Raw genomic sequence first — 13801 nt, forward strand, 5'->3', positions numbered from 1 at the left:
GCTTAGTTTTGCGCATTGCAGACGCGTAGGTGTGAAAGGATCAACATGCGTAAGCTCATTCCGTTTTCGTTTCTCTTCCCATTTTTCTTGGCGTTCGCCGCCGCGACGCCCGCCTGCGCTCAGGGCACAACTCAGGAGCGTTCTGACTGCATGGGCGACGCCTTGAGATTCTGCAGCTCCAACATTCCTTTCGTCGAAGAGATCGAATCCTGCCTAAGCGACAATGTGGCGCGACTGAGCCCCGCCTGCCGCCGTGAGTTCGGCCCGACGCAGAGCACGAAGTTGCGCGAAGACCACTTCCAGTAAGTAACGCGCCAAACGCGGCCGTTTGCGCCGCGCTCTATCAGTGAAGCTTGCGCCGAAGGTCGTCGAGCCATGTCTTGGCTCGGCCCAGATCAATCTTTTTTGCTTCCTGCAAGCCGATCTCTTGCGCGAAACTCCCGCCCGACCTTGCAGCCGCTGGCGTGGACTCTCGGGCGCTCCCCGATTGAAAATAACGCGCGAAAATGCGCACGACCACGTAGAAGGTCGGCGTGAACGCGAGGCCGAACAGCGTCACGCCGAGCATGCCGAAAAACACCGCCGTGCCGATGGACTGACGCATTTCGGCGCCTGCGCCCTGCGCGACGGCGAGCGGTAGCACGCCGAGAATGAAGGCGAGCGACGTCATCAGAATGGGCCTAAGACGCGTGCGGGCGGCGGTGACGGCGGCGTCGAATTTCGATTGGCCGGCGTCTTCCGCCTGCTTGGCGAATTCGACGATGAGGATGGCGTTCTTCGCCGCGAGGCCGATCAGCACGACCAGACCGATCTCGACCAATATGTTGCGATCGAGCCCCCGTGAGACGACCCCGAGCATCGCCGCGAGAATGCACATCGGCACGATGAGGATCACCGAAACCGGCAGCAGCAGGCTCTCATAAAGCGCGGCGAGCAGCAGAAAGACGAAAACCACCGCAAGGCCAAACGCGATGGCGGCGGTATTCCCGGCAAGCTTCTCCTGCAGGGCGATTTCCGTCCATTCGAAGCCGAATCCTTGCGGCAGCTTCTCCGCCGCGAGCTTCTCGACCGCCGCGATGCCCTGGCCGGAGGAGACGCCGCGCGCGAGATTGAGCTGCACCTCGGCGGCCGGATAGAGATTGTAGCGCGGCACGCGGAACGCGCCCGTCGTGTCGCGGAACGCAGCGACGGCGCCGATCGGCGCCATCGCGCCCGAGGCGCTGCGGGTCTTCAGATTGGCGATGTCGCGCAGCGTCAGGCGAAAGGGATCATCCGCCTGCGCCATGACGCGGTAGGTGCGTCCAAGGACATTGAAGTCGTTGACGAAGGTCGAGCCAAGATAGACCGAGAGCGTCTCGAAAACGCGCGAGATCGGCACGCCGATGAGCTCGGCCTTCGTGCGATCGACGTCGGCGAAGATTTGCGGCGTGCGCGTGTTGAACAGCGTGAACGCCTGCGTGAATTCTCCCGACTGACCGGCCGCGCCGGCAAGCGTCCACGTCGCGTTGTCGAGCGCAGGAAGTCCGCGCCCGGCGCGATCCTGCACATAGCCCTTGAGGCCGCCGCCGGTGCCGATTCCTGGAACCGAAGCCGGCGCCAGCACGAAGACGAAGGCGTCGTTCAGCTTGGACAGTTGGCCGTAAAGGTCGGCTTGAATCTGCGCGGAGGACAGCCCCTTCTTTGCACGTTCCTCGAATGCCTCCAGCGTGACGAAGATCACGCCCGTGTTCGGCGCATTGGTGAATGTCGCGCCGTCAAAGCCGGTGAAAACGACAGCGTCCTTGACGCCTGCGCGCTTCAAAATAATGTCCGTCGCCGCGCGCATGACCTTGTCAGTGCGATCGAGCGTCGCCCCGGGCGGCAATTGGAAAGCGGCGATCACATAGCCGCGATCGAGTTGCGGAATGAGGCCGGTCGGCGTTCGACGCAGCAGATCGAAGGCGAAAAAGATGAGGATCGCATAGACGGCGAGCATGACGACGCCAAGCCGCACGAGACGGCCCGTCGCCGCGCCATATGCCGTCGACACCTTGTCGAACGCGGCGTTAAAGGCGTCGAAGAAGCGACGCAGCGGCGCATGCGCCCAGCTCAGCCGATGTGTCTTCTCCTCCTCCTCGACATCATGCGGCTTCAACAACATCGCCGCCAGCGCTGGCGACAGCGTCAGCGAAACAAAGGCTGAGATCAGCGTGGCGCTCGCGATGGTGATGGCGAACTGCTTGTAGAACGCGCCCTGCAAGCCGCTGATGAAGGCGGTCGGGATGAACACGCCGCAGAGCACGAGCGCAATCGCGATCAGCGCCCCGCCGACTTCATCCATGGTCTTGTGCGCGGCTTCTTTGGGCGAGAGCCCTTGCGCGAGATAGCGCTCGACATTCTCCACGACGACAATCGCGTCGTCGACGACGATGCCGATGGCGAGCACCAGGCCGAAGAGCGAGAGCGTGTTGAAGCTGAGGCCGGCGGCCTTCATCACGGCGAAGCTGCCGATCAGCGAAACCGGGATCGCCGCCACGGGAATGATCGCCGCCCGCCACGTCTGCAGGAACAGGATGACGACGAGAACGACGAGGACGATCGCCTCGAGCAGCGTATGGACGACCTCATCCACCGACTGCTGGATGAATTCGGTGGGATTGTAGACGACCGTGTAATCCACGCCGGCGGGGAAATTCTTCTTGAGCCGCTCCATCTCCTGCTTGACGGCTTCGGCGGTCTGCAAGGCGTTCGAACCGGGGCGCTGAAAGATGCCGAGCGCCGTCGCAACGTCGTGGTTGAGATAGGCGTTGAGCGTATAGTCCTGCGCGCCGAATTCGATGCGCGCGATGTCGCGCAGGTAAATCTGCCCATCGGCGTCGGCGCGGATGACGATGTCGCCGAATTGCTCCGGCGTGCTGAGCCGTCCCAGAGTCTGCACCGAAAGCTGGAAGGCGCCCGCCGAGGCCGCGGGCGGCTGATTGACCGCGCCCGCGGCGACTTGCAGATTGGCGCCGCGCAGCGCGGCGATGACGTCGCCCGCCGTCAGATCGCGCGCCTCGACTTTCGCCGGATCGAGCCAGACGCGCATCGAATAGTCTCTCGCGCCAAATAGGCGCGCGTCGCCGACCCCGTCAATTCGAGCGATGGCGTCCTTCACATAGAGCGTCGCGTAGTTCGAAATATATTGCTGGTCGCGCGAGCCGTCGGGCGACAGCAGATGGACGACCATCATCAGATCTGGCGAGGCCTTCTTCACCACGACGCCGAAACGCGTCACCTCCTCCGGCAAGCGCGGATTGGCGATGGCGACGCGGTTCTGAACGAGCACCTGCGCGAGATCGATGTTGACGCCCGGCTTGAATACGACGTCGATCGACACGCGTCCGTCGCCGGTCGATTGCGACGTGATGTAGAGCATGTCGTCGACGCCATTGACCTCCTGCTCGATGGGCGAGGCCACGGTCTCGGCGATCACGTCCGCCGACGCGCCGGGATAGGTTGCGCTGATATTCACTGTCGGCGGCGCGATTTCCGGATATTCGGAGACGGGAAGCGCGCCTTGCGCGATCGCTCCCGCAAGCGTCAGAAGCACGGAAAGCACCGCCGCAAAGATCGGCCGCTCGATGAAGAAGTGCGAAATGCGCATAGCGTTCCTGATCTCGACGTCTATCGGTCGCTAACCGCGACAGGCGCTTCCTTGATCTCGCCTTCCTTGGGCTGAACGGTCGCGCCAGATCGAACCATCGGATTCGCGAGCCCGCCGATCACGATCCGATCCTTCGCGTCGAGGCCAGATTGGATCACGCGCAGACCATTGTGAATGGGGCCAAGACTCACCGATTTGGCGATGACCTTGTTGTCGTCGGACACGACAAGCACGGTCTTGCTCGTCTGATCGGAGACGACGGAAGCATCGGGAATGAGCAGCGCCGAGACGTCGCCGCCGAACAGGCGCAGGCGACCAAACGTGCCGGGCGTCAGAAAATAGTCCTTGTTGTCGAAGACGGCGCGGCCACGGATCGTGCCGGAGCGCCGATTGAGCTGATTGTCCATGAAGTCCATGACGCCGCTGCGGGTCCACTCGGTCTCGTCGGCTAGCCGCACCGAAACGCGATTTTTAAACTCGCCCGAGGTTTCTTTCTGGCGCTCGGCTGAGCGCGCATAGCGAATGTAATCGGCCTCGGAGGCGTCGAAGATGAAGTGAATGGGATCGAGCGTCACGATCGTCGTGAGCAAAGTCGCATCCGCCTGTCCGCCCTGAACGAGATTGCCCGAATCGACTCGACGGTCCGACACGCGCCCGGCGATCGGCGCGCGAACCTGCGTCCATTCCAGATTGAGCTCCGCGTTGCGAAGCGCGGCTTCGGCGCTCAAGACCTGGGCCTTGGCGATATCATTGCTCGCTTTGCGCTGATCAACGTCGCGCGCGGTAATCGTGCGGCCCTGCGTCATCTCCTGCGCGCGGGCATAATCGCGGGTCGACGCCACGGCTTGCGCTTGCGCCCGAGTGAGTTCCGCACGCGCGCTGTCGACCGCGATCTGATACGGCCGCTGATCGATGACGAAGAGGACGTCGCCGGCTTTGACGAACTGCCCATCGGTGAAATTGATCTTCTCCAGAGCGCCGGAGACGCGCGCGCGCACCTCGACCTGCTTTAAGGCCTCGAAACGACCCGTATATTCGTCCCAGCGCGGAATCGTCCTGGCGAGCGGGCGGGAGACCACCACTTCCGGGGCCGGACCCTCTGCGCGCGCCACTGCTGATTGGGCGAGAAACACCAACGCCGCGAACGTTTTAAACAATGCGCTTGCGACTCTCCCGTGACCATCGCCGCCGCGCGCCGCCACAAAAGCCAACAGCATCTCACCTCCGGTTTTTGACGTTCGCATTGAACCGGCCGTTCTTGACCGGCGCATAACGCTGGCACGCAGTAAGGGCAGTGCTAGCGGAAGGCAAATCGCGCTGCGCAGCGTCTCTCCCGCCCCGCGTTGCCAAGCATTGCCGAAACGCGCAAACTGCCGCCTCCGGACGGAGGACGAAAACATGCCCTTGTTCCTGGCGCAGTTTGCCTATTCTCCTGCCGCTTGGTCCACCTTCATCAAGGCGCCCCAGGACCGCGCCGCGGCTTCCGAAGCGCTTCTCAGGCACTTCGGCGGCCGCCTCATCGGATTATATTACACGCCCGGCGCAGAATATGACGGATTTGCGCTCTTCGAAGCGCCCGATGAAACCACCGCCGCGGCTATTGAGATCGCGGACGTCGCCGCAGGGCATCTGAGCCGCAATCGCCTCACCAGAGTATTCTCGGCTGACGAGACGAGCGCGATGCTCCTGCAGGCGGCCACGGCCCCGAGCATGACGCCTAAAAGTACGGCGTAGCACATCAATAGGCGCTGAGCAGGTCGACTTTAGCGTTCGCAAGCACCAAACGCCTCGCCAATAGCGCTGCAAGATTTCGCATGATCCGCTCTCCGCTTGCTGGATGGCTCTTGCGGAACGAAGCATAGGCGTTCAGCGGCAGGCGCGGACGGACGCGCTTTCTTCGTTCGTTCCGCGCCGCTTTTCAATTTCCGGAGCGGAAGATCAGCGGCGAGGCGCTAAAAGAGGCGATCAACTCTTCGCGCCTCGTCCAGTGCAGGAGCGCCCGGCGAAAGAGCGAGGCGATTCCCGTCAGCAGGACGATGGAACCGAACTGCCAGATGCAGACCGACACTGCCGCATCCTATCTGAAGGACAACAGCAAGGCCGCCGCCGCCAAGGCCGTCGATGCGAGCGCGGCAAGCCCAATCGTCACGAATGGCGCGGTGGGCGCGCCGCGCTTGTCGACTCTGCGCTGGAGCGGGGAGTCCGCTAACGATGGTTTTATTCGATCAAGCGTCGGCGCGCCATCTCACCTGACTTGCTTGTGCAGAGGAACGCAGACTGTAACCTTTGACGCCGTCGCGACGAAATTGACCCTTGAGACGGCGAACGGTCGTCTTGATTAACGCTCCAAATACCTCAGGTTCCAACGATTGCCATTTTGGATGAACCGGACTCAAGCAGAGGGAGATCAGAATGTCAGACAAGAAGCTTTGCGCCGCCCTTGCGATTGCGGGCGCCTTCGCGACGGCCGTCGCTCTGGCTGAAACGGCTAAGGCCGCGAACGACCAAGAAAAGTGCTTTGGCGTCTCCTTGAAGGGCAAAAATGATTGCGCGGCGGGCCCGGGAACCAGCTGCGCAGGAACGTCAAAAACCAATTATCAAGCCGACGCATGGAAATATGTTCCGAAGGGCACGTGCACGTCTATCGTAACGCCCAAGGGCAAGGGCAGCCTCGAGCCGATTTCGCACTGAGGCCAGGCATGGGCACGCGTTCCGCCCCCGAACATTGCCGCGAGCGCGCAGCGTCCTCGCTGCCCGCTCGCGCTGGAGTCGGTTTCAAGAACGTGCATTTCGCCGACATCGAAGCCTCGGCGCGCGATGTCGGTTTTTTCGAAATCCACGCCGAGAATTACATGGGCGCCGGCGGGACTCCGCACGCGCAGCTTATGCATTTGCGCCGAGATTCGCCCCTGTCGATCCATGGCGTCGGCCTGTCGGTCGGCGGCGGTGAGCCTCTCGACCGCGAGCATCTTGGCCGCCTGAAGACGCTTGTCGAACGCTATGACCCGGCCGCGTGCTCCGAACATCTCGCCTGGTCGACGCAGGGCGCGCGATTTCTCAACGACTTGCTGCCCCTGCCCTACAACGCGACGACGTTGGCGCATGTCGTCGCTCATGTGGATGAAATCCAGGAGGCGCTCGGCCGACCGATCCTCCTCGAAAACCCAGCAGCCTATCTGCGATTCCGATCCTCCGAATATTCGGAGATCGAATTCCTGCGCGAGGTCGTGCGCCGCACGGATTGCCGGCTGCTGCTCGACGTGACCAACGTCTATGTCAGCGCAACGAACCTCGCCTATTCGGCGGACGACTACATCGACGCCTTCCCGATGTCCTTTGTCGAAGAGATTCATCTTGCCGGATATGCCGCGGATGTCGACGAGATTGGCGGCCCTCTGCTGATCGACGCGCATTGCGCGCCCGTCCCTGACGCGGTTTGGCACCTCTATGATCGCGCGCTGGCGCGACGCGGACCGGTCGCGACGCTGATCGAATGGGACAACGACATTCCCTCCTGGCCGACCCTCTTGGCGCAAGCCACGCAAGCGGAGGCGTTCCTTGGAAGGCGGCGGCGTGCTGTCGAAGACAGCTTGAGATCGGAGGCGCTTCATGACGATCTCGGCTGACTTCGATCAAGGCGCATTTGTCCGCGCCCTGCTCGACCCAGAGCTGCCGCCGCCCAACGAGCTCGAAACCCCCGGCGGCTTTCCGCCAGAGCGACGGTTCGCCGTCTATCGCAACAATGTGTGCGTCGGACTGGTCGACGCGCTGGCGGAGCGCTTTCCAATTTGCTTGCAGTTGGTCGGCGATGAATTTTTCCGCGCCATGGCGCAATGCTATGTGCGCGAATGCCTTCCGCGCACGCCGATGCTTTTCGAGTATGGCGACGCGTTTGCGACGTTCGTTTCGGAATTTGAGCCGGCGCGCGAACTTCCTTACCTTCCGGACGTCGCGCGGCTGGAATATGCCGTGGGCGCCGCCTATCACGCCGTTGACGCCGCGCCGCTGCCGTTGGATTTGATCCGCGCCCTGCCGCTCGATCGATTGGAAAGCGCAACGGCTGCCCTGCATCCCTCAACGCAGGTCGTAGCGTCCGCGTATCCGATCGTTTCGATCTGGCGGCGGCACATGTCGGACGACGAGATGACGCCAGTGGAACTGGACCACGGCGAAGAGGCGCTCGTCGTTCGTTCCGAGCTGGCGATCAGCGTATCAACGCTTCCTTCCGGCGGATCGGCTTTCGTGGACGCGCTTAGGCACGGTCGAACCTTCGGCGACGCCGTGAACGCGGCGACCAGCGTCGCGGCGGATTTCAAACTGACCGACTGCTTGCGCGAGCTTTTCTTGACTGGAGCCTTCGTGGCCGTCAGCGTCGCGCACTGAATTTAAAAAACCCGTTTTGGCGTGGCCGCGGCGATCATTGATGGAGCTTGAACGCGATGAGTTTCATAAGAACGATCGCACGCTGGTTGGATGCGATCCCCTATTCGCTGATCGCGCTATTTCTGCGCATCGTCGCCGCGCATCCGTTCTTCGTCTCGGGCCAGACAAAGATCGGGGGACCAACCCTAGGCCGCGAAATTTTCGGCCTCGATCTGTCGTTCCAAATCCCGACAGCGGTGCGCAGCGCGACCTTCGCGCTATTCGCCGACGAATATGAACTGCCGCTCATTTCGCCGACCGCCGCCGCCTATGTGACGAGCGGCCTCGAATTCATCCTGCCGTTGCTGCTTGTCCTTGGGCTTTTGACGCGCTTGTCGGCGTTCATTCTCCTGGGGATGACAATCGTCATCCAGATCTTCGTCTATCCCGATGCGTGGTGGACGGTCCATGCCTATTGGACGGCGATCCTCACCGTGTTGATCGCCCGTGGGCCCGGCGCGATCTCCCTCGACTATCTGCTGTTTCGGCGCCGAAGCTAAGCGAGGCGGCCCCTCTTGAGCGGCGGCGATAAGCGCCGTCGCTGTACCCGAGACGCAAGCTCCATCTGTTCGTCGCCCACGCCTGATTCACCGCTTACGGCGCCTCGACATAGACAACAGATCCTGTCTGCTGAGGCGCAGTATGAGCATGAGCCAAACCGGCGCCGACTCCGAAGAAGATGACCGACCCGACGATGGCTCCGACAATCGCGCTGGTGAATTTCGACATGACGTCCTCCTGTTGTTTTGCTGAGGAGAACGCTACCCGTTACAGAACCGTGCGAATGTGCGCCTTCGCACGCGGCCCTCACGAGGACCGATCGTCTCGCCTGGCTTCTCTGCGCCTTCAGCACGAAAGTGCCTCAGCGGCGGTTTGCCCACACGCCGAGGACCGCTCCGCCGATCGCGCCGGCGACGGCGCACACGAATGCAACGGAAAGTCCTGCCGCGGCAACGCCCAAACCTGCGGCCAGAGCCGAGCCGATTCCGGCAAAGGCGAGTGGAGCCGTCGCGCCGCTGATGTCGTCAGAAGTCTTTGCGTCGGTCGTGGCGTATGGCTTGGCGTATGGCTTGGCGTATCTCTTAGCCGTCTTCGGTGTCTCGGCCATTGTTCTGATCCTCGCTTGCGCTCAGGCTTTCCGCCAGATCGCGCTCGCAAGGACAGATAGGGCGCCACGCTTCGAAAGGACGAGGCGTGCTGGCGCAAGGCAGCGCTAAGGCTTTGAAGCAGCTAAGGAGTGCGCCCACGACCGCTGAGCGCTTGGGCGGCCAGCGCGCCTGACAGTGTTATTCAATCCGCCTTCAGGCGCTGCCGCCGCTCAGGCGATATACCCGGCGCTTTAGCGGCGGCGTAACGGGTAATCTTCGCTGTCGTAGAGCGGCCGAATCTCGCGGCCGAAAAAGTGCTCTTCATCCACTTCCAGGGAACAGCCGGCGAGCGCTTTTGGCGTAAGTTCCTCTACGGCGTAGCGAATAGCCTCTGAGGCGTGCTCGAAGCGCCGAAAATTGAGGGACTTCGAATGCGAATTGGCCGCCTTTGAAAAATAGAGGGCGGCTTCCGTTGTATATTGCTTCGCGTCCATCGATCGCCTCCAGAAACTATTGCATGAAGTCTTCCCGCGCGACGAGTTCGAGAGCGGATTCTACGGCGACCCTTTCCTGCCCATCGCGTTCCCTCTTCATCCGGTACTGCAGGCCAGCGCCGGCGTCCGGCAGATGGCGCGTGACGCTGAACGAATCGGTCCCCGTCGCGGCCCCGAATTTTTGGATCACGCGAACCCCGATCGCGAATTTATGCGAGGGAGAGGCCGTAAGCCTTTGCGCCGGACGCCGAAAGCTTCGGATCGTGTCGTTGTCATTGGTCATGTGGAGGCGCTCCTCGAGTGATCGTCATGAGCGCATTCAGGCGATGAGCCCGCCTGCGCTCGACTTACCGCCGTCGCTTCGCGTCGGCTTCGCGCGCCTGAAGCTTTTCAACGGTCAGCCAGGACGAATCCTTAACGACCGCCGCCGCACCCCCGTCGCGGGTTTTGTCTTTCTTGGGCTTTTTCGCTTCGCGATTACTGCGCCGTTGGCCTTTAGCCATGTCCGCCCCCTCGTGTGAATGGGCCTCGCGCTCAACGTCCACTGCTGCGCTTTTCTGCGCGGACGCTTAGTAGTCTCGTTCCTCCTGAAAGGAACTCGCCGCCCCCTAGCGACCGGCCGCATTGCGGCCGGTCCACCAGGGGCCGGGAAGATGATTAGGCTGCGACCTGCAGCTGATCGGCAGAAGATTTTCCGCTACGACGATCGATGGCGATTTCGTAGTTGAGCTTCTGGCCTTCCGCGAGACCCATAAGTCCCGCGCGCTCAACCGCGCTGATGTGGACGAATACGTCCGGGCCGCCGGACTCCGGCTGGATGAAGCCAAAGCCTTTTTGGGCGTTGAACCATTTTACGATACCGGTCTGCATTGACGTGTCCTTTCGAGAACAGCTGTCTGCGCCATGCAAGATTGCGTGGCGCTTGGGGATCGAAGTTCTGGAGAGGAAGTCAGAAGCCGACGCGCCAAGGGAGCGGAAGCAAGATCGTTCGGCCGAAACTCGATAGGTAATATTTAGCGCATATCGGCGAAAATACAAGCTGTAACGCGGGAAGAACTGAGCGAATATGAGGCCTCGGCCGGCCTTCGAAGGCGAAACATTCCGACCCGTTGATGGATGCAAGAATAGGCTCAGCTTCACCTTCGAGACGAAATAAGGCCCAAAGGAAATTGCTTTCATCGGTCGCAGCGCCCATTTCGTGAACACGCCCGGCTTCGCGGCAGAGCGCCAAGCGAAGGAGCAAGGGTGATGAATGAAAAAGCCGCCCTCCGATTTGCATCATCCGCGTGGTGGGCTGAACATCCCCGGACCAACCTCGTGGTTGTGCACGCGATTCTTTCTCTCTCCACCAATGACCGGACCCCAGAGGAGATATGGCTCTCGCCGACCACCGACGAGTGGCGAAAAGTTACTGAACTCGCCGCGGACTGCTGCGATGACGACGATTTGGCGTTGACCGGCGATAGAATGGCTTGGCGGATCCTATCGAGAACATTTCGCTGAGACGCGCCGCCCTTCTCGATCTAAAGGCGTCGGGAAGCCTCCGACTTTCTGCCCCATTCCGCCTAAATAGACGGCTGACTCGCCAGCTCCCGCGCGTCATCCGCAACGCTCGCGAGTAGGCCAGCAATTCAATTCGCATTCGATCGCGGAAACTCCAGCTTGAACGTCGCGCCGCCGCCGGGCGTGTCCTCGACCCAGATATGGCCGCCGTGTGCGTCCACGATTTCCTTGGCGACGGCGAGGCCAAGGCCCGTGCCGGGAGTGGTTTCGTTCTTTCGCCAGAAGGCCTCGAAGACCAATTCGCGGTCCGCTTCTTCGACGCCGCAACCGTGATCGATCACTTCGAGCGTTGCGTTCTCGGCGACACGAACATGAACCGCGCCGCCTTCCGGCTCGGCGCGCAGCGCGTTGTCGATGACATTCGCGATGACCGACTCGAGCGCCGGCCGATTCCCCTTGACGAGCACCGGCGCGCTCGGCGACTCCAGAACGATCCGGCGTCGCGCCTTCAACGCGAGAAGCGCGGCGTCTGCGATCATCGTTCGCGCCAACGCGACGAGATTGATCGTTTCATCTAGCTTTGTCGTTTGTTCTCCGAGCCGGGCCGAAGCGAGCAGCTGCTCGACGATGTTGCGGATCCGTCGATGGTCCCGTTTCAGATCGTTCTTGAAGGTCGGCTCCTCCGGCGCGTCGAGCCGTACGCCAAGAACATTGACGGGGGTGCGGAGTTCATGGGCCGCATTTGCGGCAAAGCGCTTCTGTCGGGCGACGCCAGCGTCGAGCCGCGCCAAGGCGTCGTTTACCGCGTCAACGAGCGGCCCGACTTCGCTCGATACGTCATTTGCGTCGAGGCGTTGGTGCAGGGAGTTCATGTCGATGCCGGCGGCTTGTTCCGCCGCGCGTCTGAGCGGCCTCAATCCCCATCGCACCGCGAACCAGGCCGCGCCTGCCGACATTACTGTCGCCATGACGAAGTACCAGATCAACCAGCGCATGTCCTCGACGGCGACGTAGAAAATGTCGCTCCAGCGGAATTTCTGTCCGTAGACGGCGATGTGGAGCCTGCCAAAGGGAGTCCACAGCGGCTCCATAAGGCCTGCACGGATGGCGCTTGGGTCGCCCGGCAGAACAAAATGCACATGGGTCGGGCTGATCTCGATGAGCGGCCTCAGCATCGCGACAAGCTCGGGGGATGAGCCTGCAACGGGGTCGCGGCTCAGACCTTTGAACGCGGCGAACTTCATGCCGGGCGCGCGCGCGAGGTCTTCGACCAAGTCGGGCGGTGGCCTGAACTCCAGCATCATTGCGTCATTCATCGCTAATGCGGCGACGACCTGCTTTTTTGCGCGAATCGCTGACAACTCGTCAAGCGAAGTGGCGAAAATGTCGACGCCCGCGAGGCCAAGGCCGATCGTAAAGAGCCAGGCGATCGTAAAGGCGATGATCTGAGCAAAGAATAGACAGCCGACAATACGCAATACCAGAGAATATCGTCTCAATTGAACGGCTCCGTCGCCATATAGCCAACGCCGCGAACCGTGTGGATGACGACTCCGGCATCCCATGCGATGAGTCGCCGCCGCAAGCGGGAGACGGCCGTGTCCAGCGTATTGTCCTGAACGTCGTCGTGTGGAGAAAAGACCTCGTCGAGAAGCGTGTCGCGCGAAACCACACGATTGACCCGCCGCAGAAGAGAATCGAGCAGGACCAATTCTCGCCGGTGCAGTGTGACGATTTTGTTCGAGATACGGACGTCGCGCGTTGTGAGGTCAAAAGATAGCGCGCCCACGACGATCGGCTTTGGCGCGCCGCTTCCCGGACGCCGAACGCAGGCCCGTATTCTCGCGACCAACTCCTCTCCTTGAAAAGGCTTCGTCACATAGTCGTCCGCGCCGAGATCGAAGCTCGACACCTTTTCTCCCGTGTCATCCATAGCCGTCAGCACCATGACGCGAATGCCCGGCCGCAGTTGCCGCGCAAGCGGCATGAGCGACAGCCCATCACCGTCAGGCAGACGACGATCGAGAAGCAAGAGGTCATAGTTTGATCGTTCGACAGCTTCTCGCGCAGCGCTCAGACAGCGGGCTTGATCAACGTCGAAACCGGCCTGGGCGACTAACGACGCCGTCAAACGCGCCGCATCCAGCTCGTCTTCAACCAACAATATTCGCATGTGGGCGCCGCTCCCCTTCGCGCCGTTGATTATCGAATTTGGTCGCTAAATTCGCAAGACAGAACAGATCCGCGCGAAGGGCCGGCTGTTGCCCGAAAGACACAGCGTCTCGAATTCGCGCCAAAATTTCTCGCGTCAGACTCATGTCAGGCGCATCGGCCCCGCTTTGGCTATTTATTCTCCACCAGGCGAAGAACGGCGACGATGCGGCAGATCGGAAGTCCCGCGACAAAGACGAGCGAGAACGCTGATAGGCGTCTCGGACGCGTTCGCGCGGCTCTGTTCGGCTTTGTCGCATTTGTCATGGCGCTTCAAGGAGTTGTTCTCGCTTCGCCCTGGGCGCGAAGCGCTTCTCATGAAGAGATTGCGGCGGTCTCGATCGCGGCGATCGTCGATTGTGCGCAAGTTAGCTCGCGCCTGCCGGCGAACGACGGTCACGCGCATAAGTGCTCTTTGGCTGGCCTCTGTTGCTTGGCAAGTTGCAAGGTGCAGACGT

18 protein-coding genes are annotated in these 13801 nt (G+C 61.6%); 7 read left to right on the forward strand and 11 right to left on the reverse strand.

All coding sequences use genetic code 11. From position 1 onward, the window contains the following. Positions 1-45: 45 nt before the first annotated feature. Positions 46-306: a hypothetical protein gene (locus IYW40_RS09740; protein WP_196400455.1), complete on the forward strand. Its 261-nt coding sequence runs from the start codon at positions 46-48 to the stop codon at positions 304-306. A gap of 37 nt (positions 307-343) precedes the next feature. Here the strand turns inward: IYW40_RS09740 and IYW40_RS09745 are convergent, their stop codons facing one another. Together IYW40_RS09745 and IYW40_RS09750 are read right to left on the reverse strand one after the other, a co-directional pair. Beyond that, the gene (locus IYW40_RS09745) at positions 344-3625 is read right to left on the reverse strand and encodes a multidrug efflux RND transporter permease subunit (protein ID WP_196400456.1); all 3282 of its coding nucleotides are present in this window, start codon (positions 3623-3625) and stop codon (positions 344-346) included. Between the two features lie 20 nt (positions 3626-3645). Further along, positions 3646-4782 (reverse strand): efflux RND transporter periplasmic adaptor subunit, encoded by a 1137-nt coding sequence (locus IYW40_RS09750; RefSeq protein WP_246720741.1) that lies wholly within the window; start codon positions 4780-4782, stop codon positions 3646-3648. 241 nt (positions 4783-5023) lie between these two features. On the opposite strand from IYW40_RS09750, the gene IYW40_RS09755 reads away from it, so the two are divergent. Beyond that, the gene (locus tag IYW40_RS09755; protein ID WP_196400458.1) at positions 5024-5359 is read left to right on the forward strand and encodes a GYD domain-containing protein; all 336 of its coding nucleotides are present in this window, start codon (positions 5024-5026) and stop codon (positions 5357-5359) included. Between the two features lie 184 nt (positions 5360-5543). Here IYW40_RS09755 and IYW40_RS21790 read toward each other — a convergent pair whose 3' ends face one another. Next, positions 5544-5693, reverse strand: a complete 150-nt coding sequence (locus IYW40_RS21790) for a hypothetical protein (RefSeq protein WP_246720742.1) — start codon at positions 5691-5693, stop codon at positions 5544-5546. Positions 5694-6037: 344 nt separating this feature from the next. Here IYW40_RS21790 and IYW40_RS09765 point away from each other — a divergent pair, with 344 nt between their 5' ends. Genes IYW40_RS09765 through IYW40_RS09780 form a run of 4 tightly spaced genes read left to right on the forward strand, consistent with a single transcriptional unit; the run spans position 6038 to position 8547 of the window. Further along, complete coding sequence (locus IYW40_RS09765; protein WP_196400459.1) at positions 6038-6316, forward strand: DUF2282 domain-containing protein; 279 nt, start codon at positions 6038-6040, stop codon at positions 6314-6316. Positions 6317-6324: 8 nt separating this feature from the next. Continuing rightward, on the forward strand, positions 6325-7251 hold the full coding sequence (locus IYW40_RS09770; protein ID WP_196400460.1) for a DUF692 domain-containing protein: 927 nt from the start codon (positions 6325-6327) through the stop codon (positions 7249-7251). Further along, entirely contained in the window at positions 7235-8008 is a 774-nt protein-coding gene (locus IYW40_RS09775) for a DNA-binding domain-containing protein (protein ID WP_196400461.1), read from the forward strand. The genes IYW40_RS09770 and IYW40_RS09775 overlap by 17 nt, the downstream gene beginning before the upstream one ends. A gap of 56 nt (positions 8009-8064) precedes the next feature. Then, positions 8065-8547, forward strand: a complete 483-nt coding sequence (locus tag IYW40_RS09780; RefSeq protein ID WP_196400462.1) for a DoxX family membrane protein — start codon at positions 8065-8067, stop codon at positions 8545-8547. A 94-nt stretch (positions 8548-8641) separates the two neighbouring features. Here the strand turns inward: IYW40_RS09780 and IYW40_RS22090 are convergent, their stop codons facing one another. From IYW40_RS22090 to IYW40_RS09805, 6 genes are all read right to left on the reverse strand, one after another. Continuing rightward, positions 8642-8776 carry a hypothetical protein gene (locus IYW40_RS22090; RefSeq protein WP_281432876.1) on the reverse strand — a complete coding sequence of 45 codons (135 nt, stop codon included), beginning with the start codon at positions 8774-8776 and terminating at the stop codon, positions 8642-8644. 133 nt (positions 8777-8909) lie between these two features. Continuing rightward, entirely contained in the window at positions 8910-9155 is a 246-nt protein-coding gene (locus IYW40_RS09785) for a hypothetical protein (protein ID WP_196400463.1), read from the reverse strand. Positions 9156-9386: 231 nt separating this feature from the next. Further along, a complete protein-coding gene (locus tag IYW40_RS09790; protein WP_196400464.1) occupies positions 9387-9629 on the reverse strand; it encodes a hypothetical protein in 243 nt (80 codons plus the stop codon). Positions 9630-9645: 16 nt separating this feature from the next. Further along, positions 9646-9912: a hypothetical protein gene (locus IYW40_RS09795; protein ID WP_196400465.1), complete on the reverse strand. Its 267-nt coding sequence runs from the start codon at positions 9910-9912 to the stop codon at positions 9646-9648. Positions 9913-9976: 64 nt separating this feature from the next. After that, on the reverse strand, positions 9977-10174 hold the full coding sequence (locus IYW40_RS09800; protein WP_196400546.1) for a hypothetical protein: 198 nt from the start codon (positions 10172-10174) through the stop codon (positions 9977-9979). Between the two features lie 112 nt (positions 10175-10286). Continuing rightward, positions 10287-10499 carry a cold-shock protein gene (locus IYW40_RS09805; RefSeq protein ID WP_014893112.1) on the reverse strand — a complete coding sequence of 71 codons (213 nt, stop codon included), beginning with the start codon at positions 10497-10499 and terminating at the stop codon, positions 10287-10289. A gap of 378 nt (positions 10500-10877) precedes the next feature. Here IYW40_RS09805 and IYW40_RS09810 point away from each other — a divergent pair, with 378 nt between their 5' ends. Further along, on the forward strand, positions 10878-11132 hold the full coding sequence (locus IYW40_RS09810; RefSeq protein WP_196400466.1) for a hypothetical protein: 255 nt from the start codon (positions 10878-10880) through the stop codon (positions 11130-11132). Positions 11133-11260: 128 nt separating this feature from the next. Here IYW40_RS09810 and IYW40_RS09815 read toward each other — a convergent pair whose 3' ends face one another. Further along, complete coding sequence (locus tag IYW40_RS09815) at positions 11261-12631, reverse strand: HAMP domain-containing sensor histidine kinase (RefSeq protein WP_196400467.1); 1371 nt, start codon at positions 12629-12631, stop codon at positions 11261-11263. Beyond that, positions 12628-13305, reverse strand: coding sequence for a response regulator transcription factor (locus IYW40_RS09820; RefSeq protein WP_196400468.1), 678 nt, complete (start codon positions 13303-13305; stop codon positions 12628-12630). The genes IYW40_RS09815 and IYW40_RS09820 overlap by 4 nt, the downstream gene beginning before the upstream one ends. Between the last annotated feature and the right edge of the window lie 496 nt (positions 13306-13801).

Source organism: Methylocystis sp. H4A (genome assembly GCF_015709545.1).
Taxonomy (GTDB): Bacteria; Pseudomonadota; Alphaproteobacteria; order Rhizobiales; family Beijerinckiaceae; genus Methylocystis; species Methylocystis silviterrae.

Bases quoted from the DNA above. Each gene is read 5' to 3' on its own strand.
- IYW40_RS09740 (WP_196400455.1), top strand. From the start codon at position 46: ATGCGTAAGCTCATTCCGTTTTCGTTTCTCTTCCCATTTTTCTTGGCG.
- IYW40_RS09745 (WP_196400456.1), bottom strand. From the start codon at position 3,625: ATGCGCATTTCGCACTTCTTCATCGAGCGGCCGATCTTTGCGGCGGTG.
- IYW40_RS09755 (WP_196400458.1), top strand. From the start codon at position 5,024: ATGCCCTTGTTCCTGGCGCAGTTTGCCTATTCTCCTGCCGCTTGGTCC.
- IYW40_RS09765 (WP_196400459.1), top strand. From the start codon at position 6,038: ATGTCAGACAAGAAGCTTTGCGCCGCCCTTGCGATTGCGGGCGCCTTC.
- IYW40_RS09770 (WP_196400460.1), top strand. From the start codon at position 6,325: ATGGGCACGCGTTCCGCCCCCGAACATTGCCGCGAGCGCGCAGCGTCC.
- IYW40_RS09775 (WP_196400461.1), top strand. From the start codon at position 7,235: ATGACGATCTCGGCTGACTTCGATCAAGGCGCATTTGTCCGCGCCCTG.
- IYW40_RS09780 (WP_196400462.1), top strand. From the start codon at position 8,065: ATGAGTTTCATAAGAACGATCGCACGCTGGTTGGATGCGATCCCCTAT.
- IYW40_RS22090 (WP_281432876.1), bottom strand. From the start codon at position 8,776: ATGTCGAAATTCACCAGCGCGATTGTCGGAGCCATCGTCGGGTCGGTC.
- IYW40_RS09785 (WP_196400463.1), bottom strand. From the start codon at position 9,155: ATGGCCGAGACACCGAAGACGGCTAAGAGATACGCCAAGCCATACGCC.
- IYW40_RS09790 (WP_196400464.1), bottom strand. From the start codon at position 9,629: ATGGACGCGAAGCAATATACAACGGAAGCCGCCCTCTATTTTTCAAAG.
- IYW40_RS09795 (WP_196400465.1), bottom strand. From the start codon at position 9,912: ATGACCAATGACAACGACACGATCCGAAGCTTTCGGCGTCCGGCGCAA.
- IYW40_RS09805 (WP_014893112.1), bottom strand. From the start codon at position 10,499: ATGCAGACCGGTATCGTAAAATGGTTCAACGCCCAAAAAGGCTTTGGC.
- IYW40_RS09810 (WP_196400466.1), top strand. From the start codon at position 10,878: ATGAATGAAAAAGCCGCCCTCCGATTTGCATCATCCGCGTGGTGGGCT.
- IYW40_RS09820 (WP_196400468.1), bottom strand. From the start codon at position 13,305: ATGCGAATATTGTTGGTTGAAGACGAGCTGGATGCGGCGCGTTTGACG.